14 protein-coding genes are annotated in these 14,648 nt (G+C 72.5%); 2 read left to right on the forward strand and 12 right to left on the reverse strand.

The genetic code is table 11. The features are described 5' to 3' along the window. Window positions 1–41 precede the first annotated feature (41 nt). The 3 genes from AAHG09_RS15670 to tsaD are packed head-to-tail and all read right to left on the reverse strand — an operon-like array spanning window position 42 to window position 2,958. Complete coding sequence (locus tag AAHG09_RS15670; protein WP_342108343.1) at window positions 42–1,043, reverse strand: NAD(P)H-dependent glycerol-3-phosphate dehydrogenase; 1,002 nt, start codon at window positions 1,041–1,043, stop codon at window positions 42–44. Continuing rightward, window positions 1,040–1,897, reverse strand: coding sequence for a GNAT family N-acetyltransferase (locus tag AAHG09_RS15675; protein WP_342108344.1), 858 nt, complete (start codon window positions 1,895–1,897; stop codon window positions 1,040–1,042). The genes AAHG09_RS15670 and AAHG09_RS15675 overlap by 4 nt, the downstream gene beginning before the upstream one ends. Next, complete coding sequence (tsaD, locus tag AAHG09_RS15680; RefSeq protein ID WP_342108346.1) at window positions 1,894–2,958, reverse strand: tRNA (adenosine(37)-N6)-threonylcarbamoyltransferase complex transferase subunit TsaD; 1,065 nt, start codon at window positions 2,956–2,958, stop codon at window positions 1,894–1,896. Before tsaD ends, AAHG09_RS15675 begins: the two co-directional genes overlap by 4 nt. 255 nt (window positions 2,959–3,213) lie before the next feature. Here tsaD and ggt point away from each other — a divergent pair, with 255 nt between their 5' ends. Continuing rightward, window positions 3,214–4,983 (forward strand): gamma-glutamyltransferase, encoded by a 1,770-nt coding sequence (gene ggt, locus AAHG09_RS15685; protein ID WP_342108347.1) that lies wholly within the window; start codon window positions 3,214–3,216, stop codon window positions 4,981–4,983. Between the two features lie 125 nt (window positions 4,984–5,108). Here the strand turns inward: ggt and purD are convergent, their stop codons facing one another. The 3 genes from purD to AAHG09_RS15700 all read right to left on the reverse strand — a co-directional run bounded on the left by purD (window position 5,109) and on the right by AAHG09_RS15700 (window position 8,111). Then, entirely contained in the window at window positions 5,109–6,383 is a 1,275-nt protein-coding gene (purD, locus tag AAHG09_RS15690) for a phosphoribosylamine--glycine ligase (protein ID WP_342108349.1), read from the reverse strand. 96 nt (window positions 6,384–6,479) lie between these two features. Continuing rightward, entirely contained in the window at window positions 6,480–6,818 is a 339-nt protein-coding gene (locus tag AAHG09_RS15695; RefSeq protein WP_342108350.1) for a hypothetical protein, read from the reverse strand. A gap of 72 nt (window positions 6,819–6,890) precedes the next feature. After that, window positions 6,891–8,111, reverse strand: coding sequence for an oxalate decarboxylase family bicupin (locus AAHG09_RS15700; protein WP_342108353.1), 1,221 nt, complete (start codon window positions 8,109–8,111; stop codon window positions 6,891–6,893). 182 nt (window positions 8,112–8,293) lie between these two features. Here AAHG09_RS15700 and AAHG09_RS15705 point away from each other — a divergent pair, with 182 nt between their 5' ends. Further along, a complete protein-coding gene (locus tag AAHG09_RS15705; RefSeq protein ID WP_342108354.1) occupies window positions 8,294–9,565 on the forward strand; it encodes an efflux RND transporter periplasmic adaptor subunit in 1,272 nt (423 codons plus the stop codon). An 84-nt stretch (window positions 9,566–9,649) separates the two neighbouring features. On the opposite strand, the gene AAHG09_RS15710 is transcribed toward AAHG09_RS15705, so the two are convergent. The 6 genes from AAHG09_RS15710 to AAHG09_RS15735 all read right to left on the reverse strand — a co-directional run bounded on the left by AAHG09_RS15710 (window position 9,650) and on the right by AAHG09_RS15735 (window position 14,616). After that, the gene (locus tag AAHG09_RS15710) at window positions 9,650–10,846 is read right to left on the reverse strand and encodes an FAD-dependent monooxygenase (RefSeq protein WP_342108355.1); all 1,197 of its coding nucleotides are present in this window, start codon (window positions 10,844–10,846) and stop codon (window positions 9,650–9,652) included. A gap of 167 nt (window positions 10,847–11,013) precedes the next feature. Then, the gene (locus tag AAHG09_RS15715; RefSeq protein WP_342108356.1) at window positions 11,014–11,154 is read right to left on the reverse strand and encodes a hypothetical protein; all 141 of its coding nucleotides are present in this window, start codon (window positions 11,152–11,154) and stop codon (window positions 11,014–11,016) included. Then, complete coding sequence (locus tag AAHG09_RS15720; protein ID WP_342108357.1) at window positions 11,151–11,408, reverse strand: hypothetical protein; 258 nt, start codon at window positions 11,406–11,408, stop codon at window positions 11,151–11,153. Before AAHG09_RS15720 ends, AAHG09_RS15715 begins: the two co-directional genes overlap by 4 nt. Window positions 11,409–11,582: 174 nt before the next feature. Next, window positions 11,583–12,983, reverse strand: a complete 1,401-nt coding sequence (locus tag AAHG09_RS15725; protein ID WP_342108458.1) for an IS4 family transposase — start codon at window positions 12,981–12,983, stop codon at window positions 11,583–11,585. A 215-nt stretch (window positions 12,984–13,198) separates the two neighbouring features. After that, entirely contained in the window at window positions 13,199–13,918 is a 720-nt protein-coding gene (locus AAHG09_RS15730) for an amino acid ABC transporter permease (protein ID WP_342108360.1), read from the reverse strand. Then, on the reverse strand, window positions 13,918–14,616 hold the full coding sequence (locus AAHG09_RS15735; protein ID WP_342108361.1) for an amino acid ABC transporter permease: 699 nt from the start codon (window positions 14,614–14,616) through the stop codon (window positions 13,918–13,920). Before AAHG09_RS15735 ends, AAHG09_RS15730 begins: the two co-directional genes overlap by 1 nt. Window positions 14,617–14,648: the final 32 nt, after the last annotated feature.

Raw genomic sequence — 14,648 nt, forward strand, 5'->3', positions numbered from 1 at the left:
TTCATGCCCAAGCTGGACAGATGGCAGTTCAGCGGAGCGCGTCACGCATCCGTCTCCCCCCGCAGCGGTCGCGCCAGCAGCCCGGCGACCACATCGTCGACCCCGGCCGTGCCCGCCACGATCGCCGCGACCGCCTGCGCCACCGGCATCTCGACGCCCTGCGCGGCCGCGAGGCCCGCGAGCGCCGCGGCCGTGAAGGCGCCCTCGGCGAGCTTGCCGCCCGCGGCCTCCTCCGGGCTCGCCCCGGCGCCGAGCCGCTGCCCGAAGGCGAAGTTGCGCGATTGCGGCGAGGAGGCGGTGAGCACCAGATCGCCCAGCCCCGAGAGGCCCATCAGCGTCTCGGGCCGGCCGCCGAATCCCTTCGCGAAGCGCATCAATTCGGCGAAGGCGCGGGCGATCAGCGCCGCCCGGGCGCTCTCGCCGAGACCGCGGCCGGCCACGATCCCGCAGGCGATGGCCAGCACGTTCTTGCCGGCCCCGCCGATCTCGACGCCGCGCACGTCGTCGGTGTGATAGAGGCGCAGGCTCGGCCCCGAGAGCAGCGCCGACAGGGACGCGGCGAGGCCGGCATCGGCGGCCGCCAGGGTCACGGCCGTGGGCAGGCCGCGGGCGACGTCGGCCGCGAAGCTCGGGCCCGACAGGACCGCGACGGGCGTGCCCGGCGGCAGGACCTGCCCCGCCACGGCGCTCATGAAGCTGTCGCTGCCGCGCTCGATTCCCTTGGCGCAGAGGATCACCGGCCCGGCCGAGGCCAGGGGAGGGCGCAGGGCTTCCAGCACGCCGCGCACGGTCTGGGCCGGGACCACCAGCAGCGTGGCCCGGGCGCCGGCCAAGGCGTCGGCCTCCGCGGTCGCCCGGATGGCCGGGTGGAGCGGTACGCCCGGCAGGTAGCGGGGATTCTCGCGCCCGGCCTGGAGCCTGGCGGCGGCTTCGGGGTCGCGCAGCCAGAGGGTGACGGGATGTCCGGCCGCCGCGGCGGCGTTGGCGAGCGCCGTGCCCCAGGCCCCGCCGCCGACGACGTTGATCGCAGCGCCCGCGCTCATGCGGCAGCCTCCCTGTCGGCGCAGTCCAGCCGGTAGAGCACATGTTCGCGCAACGGTCCCTCCGGCACCGCCGGGTGCGGGAAGGTTCCGGCCGGCACCATGCCGAGGCGCTCCATCACGGCCCGGGACCGGGCATTGCCGGCCGCCGTGAAGGCGACCACGGCGCCGATGCCGCAGCGCTCCGACAGGTCGGCGCGCGCGCGGCGCGCGGCCCGCGTGGCGAAGCCCTGTCCCCAGGCGTCGCGCGTGAGGCGCCACACCAGTTCCACCGTACGCCCGGGCCGGTCGCCGCCCGGGAAGGGCAGGGGCCGCAGGATCCGCATCGCGCCGGCAAAGCCGATGAATCGGCCCGCCTGCTCCAGCGCCCAGGGGCCGAACCCGTCCGCCACGAAGCGCCGGTCGAGGATCCCGGCCTCGGCGGCGCTCTCCGCCGCCGTCCGGGGGCGGGGGAAGTGGGCCATCACCGCCGGGTCGGCGTTGAGGGCCGCGAAGGGCGCCGTGTCCTCCGGACGCCAGCGGCGCAGGATCAGGTCGCCGTCCCGGAGGGCGTCGGGGACCGGGGCGCAGGCGATCTTGCCGCGCCACGCGAGGGAGCGGCGGTTCAGGAGGGCGAGATCCGCATCCCCGGCGAGCACGGCCTCGCCCAGCGCGATCGCGACCTCAAGCTGATCGAGGGGCGTGTTGGCGTAAGCCGGCGGGCGGATCTGGTCGCGCCAGGGGCCACCGCAGGTGTTGTCGAGGAGGATCCGCGCGAAGCAATGGTCGAGGCGCACCGGCCAGTCCGGCCGGGCGGCCCCGGGCAGGCGGCGCTCGACCAGATCGCGCCATTGCGCACGCCGCGCTGCCTCGGTCATCCGGCTTGAACCGAAGCGCCGGCCGGATCGGCCGAGAGCGGCCAGCGCGGCCGGGCCGGGGCGGTGAGGTCGTCCACGAGGCCGAGGCGCAGGCGCTCCAGGCCGGCCCAGGCGATCATCGCGCCGTTGTCGCCGCAAAGCTGGAGGGGCGGGGCGACGAAGCTCAAGCCCGCCTCGCCGGCCAGTGCGGCGAGCGCCCGACGGATGGCGCCGTTCGCCGCCACGCCCCCCGCGGCCACCAGGGCGGTGGGCCGTCCGGCGACACCCGAGAAGCCGCGCAGCGCGACCCGGGTGCGGTCCACCACGACATCGACCACCGCGGCCTGGAAGCCCGCGCAGAGGTCGGCGACGTCGCGCTCGGCGAGCGGGGCGATCTTTTCCGCCTCGATGCGCAGGGCGGTCTTGAGGCCGGAGAGCGAGAAATCCGCCTCGCGCCGGCCCAGCATCGGCCGGGGCAGGGCGAAGCGCTCGGCATCACCCGCCTCGGCCATGCGCTCGACCTCGGGGCCGCCCGGATAGCCGAGGCCGAGAAGCTTGGCGGCCTTGTCGAAGGCCTCGCCGATGGCGTCGTCGATGGTCGAGCCGAGGCGGACGTAATCGCCGACGCCGCGCACGGCGAGGAGCTGGGTGTGGCCGCCCGAGACCAGCAGCAGCAGGTACGGGAAGGCGATCCCGTCGGTCAGCCGGGCGGTGAGGGCGTGGGCCTCCAGATGGTTCACGGCGAGCAGCGGCTTGCGGGTCACCAGCGCCAGGGTCTTGGCGGTGACGAGGCCGACCAGCACGCCGCCGATCAGCCCCGGCCCGGCCGCCACCGCGATCCCGTCGAGATCGGGCAGGCCGATTCCGGCCCGCTCCAGGGCGCGGGCGATCAGCCGGTCGAGCACCTCCACATGGGCGCGGGCCGCGATCTCGGGCACGACGCCGCCATAGGCCGCGTGCTCCGCGATCTGGCTCAGCACCTCGTTGGCGCGGATCTGCGCGCGGCCATCCGCGTCGATCGAGACGACGGCGGCGGCGGTCTCGTCGCAGGTCGTCTCGATGCCGAGCACCGTTGTCTGCACGCGTTGAGTCTCCTGGTTCCGGCCTATTCTAGCCGTCGGCGGCCCCGGCGCGAAGGCGGGGCCTGATCCGAACCGTTCTTCCCATCCGGATCCGCATCCTGACAAGCCGTGAGCCCGGCGGCGTTCCGGCCCGTGCCGAATGCCTTGCGGAATGCCTTGCGGATGCGGTTTCGATCGGGGACGGCGACTCCGGCGCCGGATCCCCTATATGGCGGCCCGGAACCCGCACCGGAGCGGGCAGGGATGATCGCACGTATGATCGCACCCGCGCGCGCGCTGCTGCTGGCCGCCCTCTTCGCCCTCGGCCCCCTCCCGGCCCGGGCCGCCTCGGGGCCGGCCGTGGAGGGCGAGAACGGGATGGTGGTCTCGTCCCAGCGCCTCGCCTCGCAGGTGGGCGCCGACATCCTCAAGGCCGGCGGCAACGCCGTCGATGCCGCGGTGGCGGTGGCCTATGCCGAGGCGGTGGTGAACCCGTGCTGCGGCAATCTCGGCGGCGGCGGCTTCCTGGTGCTGCACGCGGCCGACGGGCGGAGCCGCTTCATCAACTTCCGCGAGACCGCCCCGGCGGCGGCCACCCGCGACATGTACCTCGACGCCGCCGGCAACGTCGTGAAGGGCGCGAGCCTGCGCGGCTGGAAGGCGGCCGGCGTGCCGGGGACCGTGCTCGGTCTCAACACCGCGCTCGCCCAGTACGGGACCCTGCCGCTCGCGCGGGTGATGGCGCCGGCGATCGCGCTCGCCCGGGACGGGTTCGTGCTGACCCGGGGCGACACCGACATCCTCGAATCCGGCACCAAGCTGTTTTCCGCGCAAGCCAACGTCGCCCGCATCTTCCTGCGCCCGGACGGGAGCCCCTGGCGGCCCGGCGACCGGCTGGTCCAGGCCGACCTCGCCCGCACCCTCCAGGCCATCGCCGATCACGGCGCGGACGCGTTCTACAAGGGGGCGATCCCGGAGGCCGTGGAGGCGGCCTCCCGGGCGGGGGGTGGCCTGCTCACGGCGGCCGATTTCGCGGCCTACACGGTGACGGAATCCGAGCCGCTGACCTGCCGCTACCGGGGCGCGACGATCCTGTCGGCGCCCCCGCCCTCCTCCGGGGGCGTCACGCTCTGCGAGATCCTCGGCATCCTCGACGGCTACGACCTGCGGGCGGCCGGGTTCAATTCGGCCCGCACCGTGCACCTGATGGTCGAGGCGATGCGGCGTTCCTATGCCGACCGCAACCTGCTGCTCGGCGATCCGGCCTTCGTGACGAACCCGGTCGCCCAGTTCCTGTCCCCCACCTACCTCGACAAGCTCCGGGCCTCGATCCGGCCGGACCGGGCGACCCCCTCGGCCGAGATCCGCCCGGATCCGGGCCTGGAGACCCACGAGCGGCCTGAGACCACCCACATCTCGGTGATGGACCGGGCCGGCAACGCCGCCTCGCTCACCTACACGATCAACGGCTATTTCGGCGCCGGGGTGATCGCGGGGGACACGGGGTTCTTCCTCAACGACGAGATGGACGACTTCACGGTCAAGACCGGCGTGCCGAACCTGTTCGGCCTCGTGCAGGGCACCAGGAACGCGATCCAGCCGGGCAAGCGTCCGCTCTCCTCCATGGCGCCCACGATCGTGCTGCGCGACGGCAAGGTCGCGCTGGTGGCGGGCTCGCCGGGGGGCTCGCGGATCATCACGATCAACGCTCAGACGCTGATCAACATGCTGGATTTCGGCATGGAGCCGCAGGAGGCGGTGGACGCCCCGCGCATCCACCACCAGTGGCTGCCCGACACGGTCTACGCCGAGCCCTTCGCGCTCTCGGCCGACACACAGGCGATCCTGCGGGGCATGGGCCACACGATCGTCGCGCAGAAGCCCTGGGGGGCGGAGGAGCTGATCGCGGTGCGCGCCGCCGCGCCCGACACCCCGGAGGCGGCCTCCTCGGGCAACGACGCCTCGCGCACGGAGCGCATGCGCCCCGGCCTGCTCTACGGCGCCAATGACAACCGCAGGCCCGCCGGCGCCGCCATCGGCGAGTAAGGGGATCCCAAAGGGCTCGCCCTTTGGCGGGGCTTGGGGCGGAGCCCCGATATCGGGCTTTGCCCGACACCAGGGCTCTGCCCTGGACCCGCAAAAGGTCGACGACCTTTTGAAACCGGGACTTGTCAGGCCTGTCCGGCTTCCCGCGCCACGGCCCGGAACCCAATGTCGCGTCTACAAAAACCCTCCGGCCAGTCGATCCGCGCCACCGCGGCGTAGGCGCGATCCTTGGCGTCCGTGACGCTGTCGCCCAGCGCCGTGACCGCCAGGACCCGGCCGCCATCGGCTAGCAGCTGCCCGCCCTCGGCCCGGGTGCCGGCCTGGAACACGAACACGCCCTCGCCCTCGGCCGCCTCGACGCCCCGGATCACCGAGCCGCGCACCACGGCGCCGGGATAGCCGGCCGCCGCCATCACCACGGTGAGGGCGGCCCGGTGGGCGTCGAATTCGAGGGTCACGCCGGAGAGGTCGCCGTCGCAGGCCGAGAGCAGGGCCGGCACGAGGTCGGAGGCGAGCCGCGGCATCAACACCTGCGCCTCGGGGTCGCCGAAGCGGGTGTTGTACTCGATGAGCTTCGGGCCGTCGGCGGTGAGCATCAAGCCGGCATACAGGATGCCGGTGAACGGGCAGCCCCGCGCGCGCATGCCGGCGAGCGTCGGGCCGATGATCTCCGCCATGACCCGGGCCTCGATCTCCGGGGTGACGACCCGGGCCGGGGAATAGGCGCCCATGCCGCCGGTGTTGGGGCCGCGGTCGCCGTCGAACACGCGCTTGTGGTCCTGCGCGGTGCCGAGCGAAATGGCGCGCGTCCCGTCGCACAGGGCGAAGAAACTCGCCTCCTCGCCGAACAGGCATTCCTCGACCACCACCTCGGCGCCGGGCTCGGCGAACAGGGCGGCGAGCGCGTCCTCGGCCTGATCCAGGGTCTCGGCCACCGTGACGCCCTTGCCGGCGGCGAGCCCGTCCGCCTTCACGACGATCGGGGCGCCCTGCTGCCGGACATAGGCCAGCGCCGGCTCCAACGCGGTGAACCGCGCGAAGGCGGCGGTCGGGATGTTGCAGGCGGCGCAGAGGTCCTTGGTGAAGCCCTTCGAGCCCTCGAGCCGGGCGGCGTCGCGGGTCGGGCCGAAGGCGCGGATCCCGGCGGCCTTCAGGTCGTCGACCAGACCGGCGACCAGGGGCGCCTCGGGGCCGACCACCACGAGGCCGATCGACTCCGCCGCGCAGAAGGCCGCCACCGCGGCGTGGTCGGTGACCGTCAGGTCCGGCCGGTTGGTGCCGTGCCGGGCGGTGCCGGGATTGCCGGGTGCCGTGAACAGCCGGGTGCAGAGGGGGCTCTGGGCCAGTCGCCAAGCCAGGGCGTGCTCGCGGCCGCCCGAACCGATCAGCAGGATATTCATGTGTCCGCCACCATGAACCCAGGTTCTGGGCGAAGCCTGCTGGCGGGGAAAGGTTTTTTTCGGGCTTTCCCCGCTTCACGCAGCTATCCCGGCCGCTCAGCAGCCGGTGCACACGCTCGTGTTGATGCCGCCGCCGCGCCGGACGAAGCCGCGGGCGCCGCCATGATGTCCCGGTTGGCGTCCCACGTGGTGCCCGCCGTAGAGGCCCCGATAGGGCAGGACCGGCCCGAACGATTCGAACTGGACGTTGCGCTGGATCGACTGGTTCAGCGTATTGTAATCCGTGACCCGCTGCTGGTTGAGCGTGCGGATCTGGCTCTGCAGGGCGAACGAGGCATTGGCCGCGTCCGGGTTGTTCTGCTGCACCTGCGCCCGGGCGGTGCCCGCCGGGAGGGCGAGCGCCAGGGCGAGGAGCGCGCGGGATGCGGCGCGCATGAGGCTCTCCGTGAATGGGCCGGGACGTCTACACGGTCGACGTCCCGAAGACGCGCCAAGTTCCGGGCCGCGTCAACCGGGCACAACCGGTGATTTGGTCTGCGGCAGGGCCTCGACCTGCTTCGGATCGAGCCCGGTATGGGCCTCCACCAGGGGGTGCGGGGTCAGCGCCAGCCACTGGGTCAGCGAGATGTCGGCGTAGCGCGGGCTCTTGAACATCTCCAGGAAGGTCAGCACCGTGTCGCCGGTGTTCTCGATGTAGTGGCCCATGGCGAACGGCACGTAGCCGACGTCGCCGGCCTGATAGTCGAAGGTGCGCGCCTTCGACTCGGAGCCGAACACCGTCATCCGGCCCTTGCCCGAGAGGTAGTACTGCCACTCGTCGCCGTTGGGATGCCAGTGCAGCTCGCGCAGGCCCCCGGGCTCGACCTCGACCAGCGCCGCCGCGATCGTGACCGAGGCCGGGAACACCGTGGAATCGGTGATGCGCACGGTGCCGCCCCTGGTGCGGATCGGCTCCTGCGCCAGCATCCGGTGGCTGAATGTTTTTGGAATCTCACCGGAGCCGCCCATCTTGTCGGCCGAGAGCGGTCCCGGATTCGGGCCGGGGAAAATGTAAAGCTCCTTCTGAGGAACCTTGGCGAAGGCGCTCTCGGGCAAGCCGAAATTCTTGGCCAGGATGTCGGTCGGCGTGTGCGCCAGCCAGTCGGTCAGCAGGAAGGTGGAATCCTCCGAGAAGGCGCCGTCGTCGAACACGAGCAGGAACTCGCAGCCGTCGACCCCGTCGGCGGACAGCCCCTGGATCGAGTGCGGGATGCCGCCCGGGAAGTACCAGAGGTCGCCTTCGCCGACATCGTCCGCGAAGGTGCGCCCGTCCTGATCGACCGCGGTGATCCGGGCCTTGCCCTTGATCATGTAGGCCCACTCGGCCTCCTTGTGCCAGTGCATCTCGCGCACCGCGCCGGCCTTGAGCCGCATGTTGACCCCGGCCATGGCCTTCGAGACCGGCAATTCGCGGATCGTGGTCTGGCGCGCCCAGCCGCCCTTCTCCAGCCGCATGTGGCTGTCGGTGAACGACCATTTCAGGTTCGGCATCGTGCCGTGGTCGGTGGCGGGCGGGGCCAGGGTGAAGGGCTCCTCGCCGGCCCGCGGCGGGTTGCGCGGGCCCAGGATGTCGGCGCCCTTGTCGCCGCGCTCGGGCGGGACCGGGTTCGGAGACTGTGCCGCCGCGGGGGACGCTACCATCGCGCCCCCGGCCGCCGCGATGATGGCGCGCCTGGAGATCTCGGTCATTGTCGCTCGAATCCTGCTGTTCGGCTGAGTAACAGGGTGCGGGACCGGAGGATCCGGTCCGGATCGTGCAGTGCGGCATCTCGCCCGGATCCGGTCCGGGGCTTATGTATTGACGACAGAGCCGGGCGCGACCCGGGCGGGCGGCAGGCCCGCGATGCGGCGCAGTGCGCCCGAGGGGCAGGATGGCGGACCGGGACAGCGCAGCCGCAGACCATACCGGCCGGCCCGCGCGCGGCGGACGCGTCTGGCTCGCGCTGCTTGTGCTGGCCGGCGCCGGCCTCGTCGGATACCGCGCCTGGCCGGACGCGTCCCGGGCGGCGAGCCCGCCGCGATCCGCCGCGGCGAAGCCGCCCCAGGTGCGGGTCGCCAGGGCCGCCCGGGCCTCCGGACCCCTGAGCCTCACCCAGACCGGCACGACCCAGGCCTTCGACACGGCCAACCTCTACCCGCGGGCGACCGGCTACATCGTCGAGCGCAAGGTCGATATCGGCTCGCACGTGAAGCGGGACGACCTGCTGTTCCGGATCAGCGCCCCCGACCTCGACCAGCAGCTCGTCCAGGCCCAGGCGCAGGTGGTGCAGCTCGAGGCGGCGCTGATCCAGACGCGCGCGATGGTCGATCAGGCCGAGGCCAACCGCCACCTCGCGGATGCGAACAACAAGCGGACCTCGACGCTGGCCGGCACCGGGGTCGAGACCCGGCAGAACGCCGACACGTCGCAGGCCGGGGTGCTGACGCAGACCGCCAACGTCGACGCCGCCAAGGCCGCCGTGAAGGTCGCGGAGGCCAACATCGCCGCCCAGGCGGCGCAGGTCAGCCGGCTCAAGGTCCTGACCGGGTTCGAGGAGATCCGCGCGCCGTTCGACGGGGTGGTGACGGCGCGCAACAACGATGTCGGCGACGCGGTCACGGCGGACACCAACACGGGCGTGCCGCTCCTCACGCTGAACCGGGACGACGTGCTGCGCATGGCGGTGAACGTGCCGCTCTACGCCGCCGACGGCGTGCGCGACGGGCTCGCCGCCCAGGTCGAGGTCGCGCAGATCCCCGGGAAGATCTTCCCCGGCACGGTCTCGCGCTCGTCGACGACGCTGCTCTCCTCCGCGCGCACGCTGGTCACGCAGGTCGACATCCCGAACCCCGACGGCGCGCTCCGGCCGGGGCTCTACATCACCCTCACGCTGGAGATCCCGCGGGTCGCGCCCGCCGTGAGCGTGCCGAGCGATGCCCTGATCTTCGACCAGCACGGGACCCGCGTGGCCGTGGTCGAGACGGGGGCCGACGGCAACGCCGTGGCGCGGCTGCGCCCGGTCACGATCTTCCGCCAGACCCGGACGGCCCTGGAGCTGCGCTCGGGCCTGACCGGGGACGAGCGCGTGGTGGTGGGGCCGCCGGCTTCGCTGCGCGACGGCGACCGGATCGCGCCCCAGCCGGAGGACAAGGCCGGGGCGTAGACCCGAGGGAGTCCCGCGCCCCGAGCCGCCACGGAGCCGCTGCCGGGCGGCGCTTCGCGATGACGGCCCCGCACAGGCCCGGTCTCAGGTCGGTCGCCCGACGTACCGGGCGAGTTCGGGCTCCTCGGCGCGCCCGGTGAACAGCTTGGCGCTCAACCGGCGCAGCGCGGGTCGGCTCGCGATCCTGAGCGCGCCGTGCAGCAGGCCGATGCCGAGCCGGCTGCGCGGGTTCATCAGCTTCGGCGCGATCGCCGGCACAGCCTGCCCCTTCTCGACGAACGGGCGCATGGCCCGCCCATAGTCTGCGAAGGCGGCCGCGACATCGTCCGAGCGCGCCAGCGCACCGGACAGAACGGTGGCGCCGGTGATCGCCAGCGTCGTGCCGATGCCGGCGAGCGGCGTCGCGCACCACGCGGCATCGCCGATCAGCACGACGCGCCCGGCCGACCAGCGCTTCATCCGCACCTGCCGCAGGACGTCGACGTAGAAATCGTCGGTCGCCTCCAGGCCGGCGAGCACGCGCCCGGCCTGCCATCCGGCATCCGCGAACCGGTCGCGCAGATACGCCTTCTGCCGGGCGACGTCCCAATCCTGCTCCCCGCCCGGCGGCTGGCGGAGCATCAGCATCGCGCGCGTGGTGCCGTGCCGGTCCGGCCGCAGCGAGATGCCGCGCCCGCCCGTCGCGTTGTACCAGCGCCAGTCCCGGTCGTCGTCGGGTGTGCGGGGGATCGTGAAGTACGCGATGGTCAGGCCCATCCAGCGCGGCGCGTTCTCCCCCGGGAAGACGCGCTCGCGGGTCGCCGAGCCCACGCCCTCGGCGACGATCACCGCATCGTAGCGTTCCACGCCGCCGCCGGCGAAGCTGACGCGGGCGGCGTCATCCGTCTGGTCGATCCCCGCCACGTGGTCGCCGAAGCGATACTCCGCATGCTCCCGGGCCGGCGCGTAGAGGAGGCGGGCGAGGTCGCCGCGCAGGATCTCCATCTCGGCGGTCGGGCCGTCGCCCGTGGACCCGTCAACGCCGAACCGCGCGACGGCGCGGCCGTTTCCGTCGACCCAGGCGGTGCCCTCCTCGCCGGTCCCGGCGTCGAGTGCAGCCTGCTCCAGACCCATGCGGCGCAGCGCCTCGCGCCCGACGCCGCGGACATCGACGTTCTGCCCGCCGTCCCGGAACGCGGGCGCGCGCTCGACCACGGTGACGTCGAAGCCGTGGTGGCCGAGCCACCATGCGGCGGCGTTGCCGGCGATGCTCGCGCCGGTGATCAGGATGCGACGGGCCATGCGGGAGCCTCCGGTTGACGCAACACGTCGGCGCGGGGAGGGTTGCCTCGGTCCGGGACAGTGCGACTGGCTGCCCCCCTCCGGCCTGCCGGCGGATGGGTTCGGGGGCAATCGGTGTCGTGTCGTGCCGTGCCCTGCGGCGGGCCGCGCTCCGGGTCGTCGGCCCGTCAGGCCGGCAGGATGTGGAGCATTCCGCCGAGCACCCCGAGCAGGCACATCCCCATCAGCCCTGCCCCGATGAAGAGGCGCATGCGCGACGGTCTTTCGGAGAGGCCGACGCCGTCGTCCTCAAACGCGTCGTGGGTCATCGAAAGGCGCCCGCACCGGCTGGATGATCGGGCCTGGCCGGGGTCGGTCGGTCCAGGCCCCGGCACCACGTCCGCGCCGCGAGTTCGGAGCGCAGGTCGTCGCGCTGAACCTCGATCAGGTCGGGCAGGATGTCGTGGCCCTCCGCATCCCTGGCCGCGAGGAGGCGGATGCCGGACGCGTCGATGTCGAACGCGACCAGCACCTCGCGTTCCGCGAAGGGGTCGTGCGGATCCAGGCAGTTGTGCGTGAACATCGGAACCTGCAGCGGGCCGGACGCGCCGGCGAGGGGCGTGCCCTAGGCGGCTGTCATGACGGGCGGATGACCTCAGGTGGCGAGGGCCCCGCAGGTCCGGGATGCCGGAACACGGATCGCGACCGTCGTCGGGCGGCGATCGAAGGGTTTCCCAAGGGCTTCAGCCCAGCCCTTTTAAGGTGTTTGAGCTGCCAGAACCCTGGCCGTTGCGAGGTGGCCTCTGCTGGCTGGCTTGGGTTTTTCTGCGGGGTCTTTGGGTTTTCGCCGACGGGCCGTCACGCGCCTGGGATCAATCTTGCGGGCCAAGCTCAGCAGGCGCGCGGCAAGGGCTGGCGGGTCGACCGCACCGCAGGCCGTCCAGTGCTCCGGGGGCAGGGCGATCAGCAGGCCTTCGTAGCCGGCGCGGATCTGCAGGACGAGATGATACAGGGATATTTCGGGCGCCGCCTGGGCGGCGGGCTTCGCTGCAGGTTTCGCGGCGGGCTTCGCGGCGGGCTTCGCGGCGGGAGTGTGCCCCCGCTCGACGCAGCGCTCGATCAGCGCCAGGACATTGTAGGCCAGCAGGGCCACACTGAACCCGAACAGCGCCGCACGGGGGTGACCCAGGCTGGGGATCTCGCTGCGCAGCACGCCTTCCAGGCGTTGGAACATCCCCTCGATGCGCCAGCGGTCCCTATAGACCTGCGCGATCTGGGCCGCGCTCACCGAGGCCGGCAGGTTGCTCCATAGCCGCAGGACCCGATCGCCCGCCTGGGTCGGCTGCGTCAGGGTGAGTTCGATCCGCCGCCAAGTCGGGGCCTGATCCGGAGCCGGGGCCTGATCCGGAGCCGGGGCCTGATCCGGATCGGCCTCGGCGGGGGCGGGCGTGATCGCCTGCTCGCGCAGGCGGCCCGTCTCCGTCCGTCCGGCCATGCGCCAGGGGCCGGCATCCCGCAGGCGGGGATGCGTGGCATGCTCGCGCACCACGAACCCGGCCCCGGCCGCATCCCAGCCGGACAGCAGCGCGCCGGGACAGAAGTGGCGGTCGCCGACCCAGACCTGTCCCGGGCCGGCCCTATCCAGCAGGGGCGCAGCCAGGACCCGCTCGTGCGTATAGGCGTCCTCGCCCGCCACGAGATCGGTCACCAAGCCGCTGTCGGGATCGTAGACCACCATCGCCAGCCCCGGCAGCGCCGCGCCACGGCACTCACGCAGCACCTTCAGACGCTTGTGGCTGGCCGGCAGATGGTTGCCGTCGATCACCCGCAGCGCGTAGCCCGGCAGGCGGGACGGCCTCGCCCCCAGCTCCGCCAGAACCGGGCCGAGCCGCTCGGCGCTGGCGCGCACCAGCGCCCCCAGCAGGGCCGGGTCCGTGCGCTTGAGCTTGTCGTACAGCGCCGGCAGCGACACCGGCAGAGGCTCCGCCTGCCGGGCCGCCGCGTGCAGCGACGGCCGCAGGCCGACCGCTACCAGCAGCATCAGCTCGACCACCGTCGAGAACAGCAACTCGCGCTCGTACTGGCGCTGGCGATGGGCTGCGAACACCCCATCCAGCCACACCGCCGGAAACGCCTGCTCCAGAAGCGTCCGCGCCATCACACTGGCCGGCGCCTGTTGCTCGAAGCGCTCCAGAACGGCCGACCAGACACCACCCAATTCGTCCGATGATCTTGTCATCCCAACGACTTGGGCACACCACAAACACCTTAAAAGGGCTGGGCTTCAGCCCTTTGGCGGGTCGCCGGGGCGAAGCCTTGGCGCCTGGGCTCATCCGACATCCGAACGGCCGAGCCCCCCGCCCGATCAGCCGCTCAGATGGTCGCGCTCCGGATCCGCGTCGCGCCGGCCTGCCGGCGGGTCCGGGCGAGGCGCCATTCGAGCAGGCGCGCGCCGGAGGTCAGGGTGAAGCACAGCGTGAAGTAGGTCAGGGCCAGCAGCCCGTAGACCTCGAAGGGCTGGGTCAGCAGCAGGTTGTTGACCTGCGCGGCCGCGAAGGTGACCTCGTGGGCGCTGATCACGTAGCCGAGGGACGTCTCCTTGATGGTCGAGACGAACTGGCTGAGCATGCTCGGCAGCATGTTGTGGAGGGCCTGCGGCAGGACGATCGACAGGGTCGTCGGCCAGTAGCCCAGCCCCAGGGCGGTCGCCGCCTGCACCTGTCCCTTGGGCAGGCCCTCGATCCCGGCCCGGATGACCTCGGACAGGTAGGCGGCCTCGTACACGACGAGGGTGATGATCAGCGTCTCGACGCCGCCGACCGGGCGCCCCACCACCAGGGGCGACAGGAAGTACGCCCAGAAGATGAACATGATCAGGGGCAGGCCGCGCACGACATAGACGATCGCGGTCGCCGGCAGGCGCAGCCAGCGGTACGGGCTGAGGCGCGCGAGCGCCACCCCCACCGCGAAGGGGAAGCAGAGCGCGAGCGACGTGATCGCCATGAACAGCGTCATGGCGAGGCCGCCGATGGGCCCGTAGGGATATTGCCCGATCAGGAAGAGGAGCCAGTTGTCCCGCAGAATCTCCAGCATCAGCGCGCTCCGACCTTGAGGCGCCGGGCACAGACGGCCCCGAACAGCATGATGCCGAGGGAGACGACGAGGTAGATCACCGTGGCGACCGCGAAGGCGTCGAAGGTCCGGAACGTGTCGCTCTCGACCGCGCGGGCGCGATAGGTCAGCTCGCCGACGCCGATCGCCATGGCGAGGCTGGTGTTCTTGAACAGCAGCAGGGTCTGGTTGATCAGCGGCGGGACCGCGTGCCGCAGGGCCTGCGGCAGCACGATGGTGCGCATCGCGCCGAGATAGCCGAAGCCGAGGGAGAGGGCGGCCTGATACTGGCCCTTCGGGATGGAGCGGATGCCGCTGCGGATGTCCTCGGCGACGTAGGCCGCGGCCGCGAGCCCGAGCGCCGTGGCGGCGAGCAGGAACTGTCCGTCATGGGCGTTGAGCCACTGGCGCGCGGGGCGCGGCAGGAGCGACGGCACGCCGAAGTACCACAGGAAGATCTGCACCAAGAGCGGCACGTTGCGGTGGTACTCGACGTAGGCGCCGACGAACCACGCGCAGGGGCGTGCCGGGAGCATCCGGATCAGGGTGAGCAGGATCCCGACCGTGAGGGCGAGGCACCACGCCGCCGCGGTCAGGACGAGGGTCGTCCCGATGCCGAGGGCGAACCAGTCGCGGTAGCGGCCGTCGAGCACGCCGCCCGGTTCGAACAGGTGGATCATCGGGTCCCGCCCGGGTTCCGGCCCGGGGCGGC

The sequence above is a fragment of the Methylobacterium guangdongense genome (assembly GCF_038442355.1).
Taxonomy (GTDB): Bacteria; Pseudomonadota; Alphaproteobacteria; order Rhizobiales; family Beijerinckiaceae; genus Methylobacterium; species Methylobacterium guangdongense.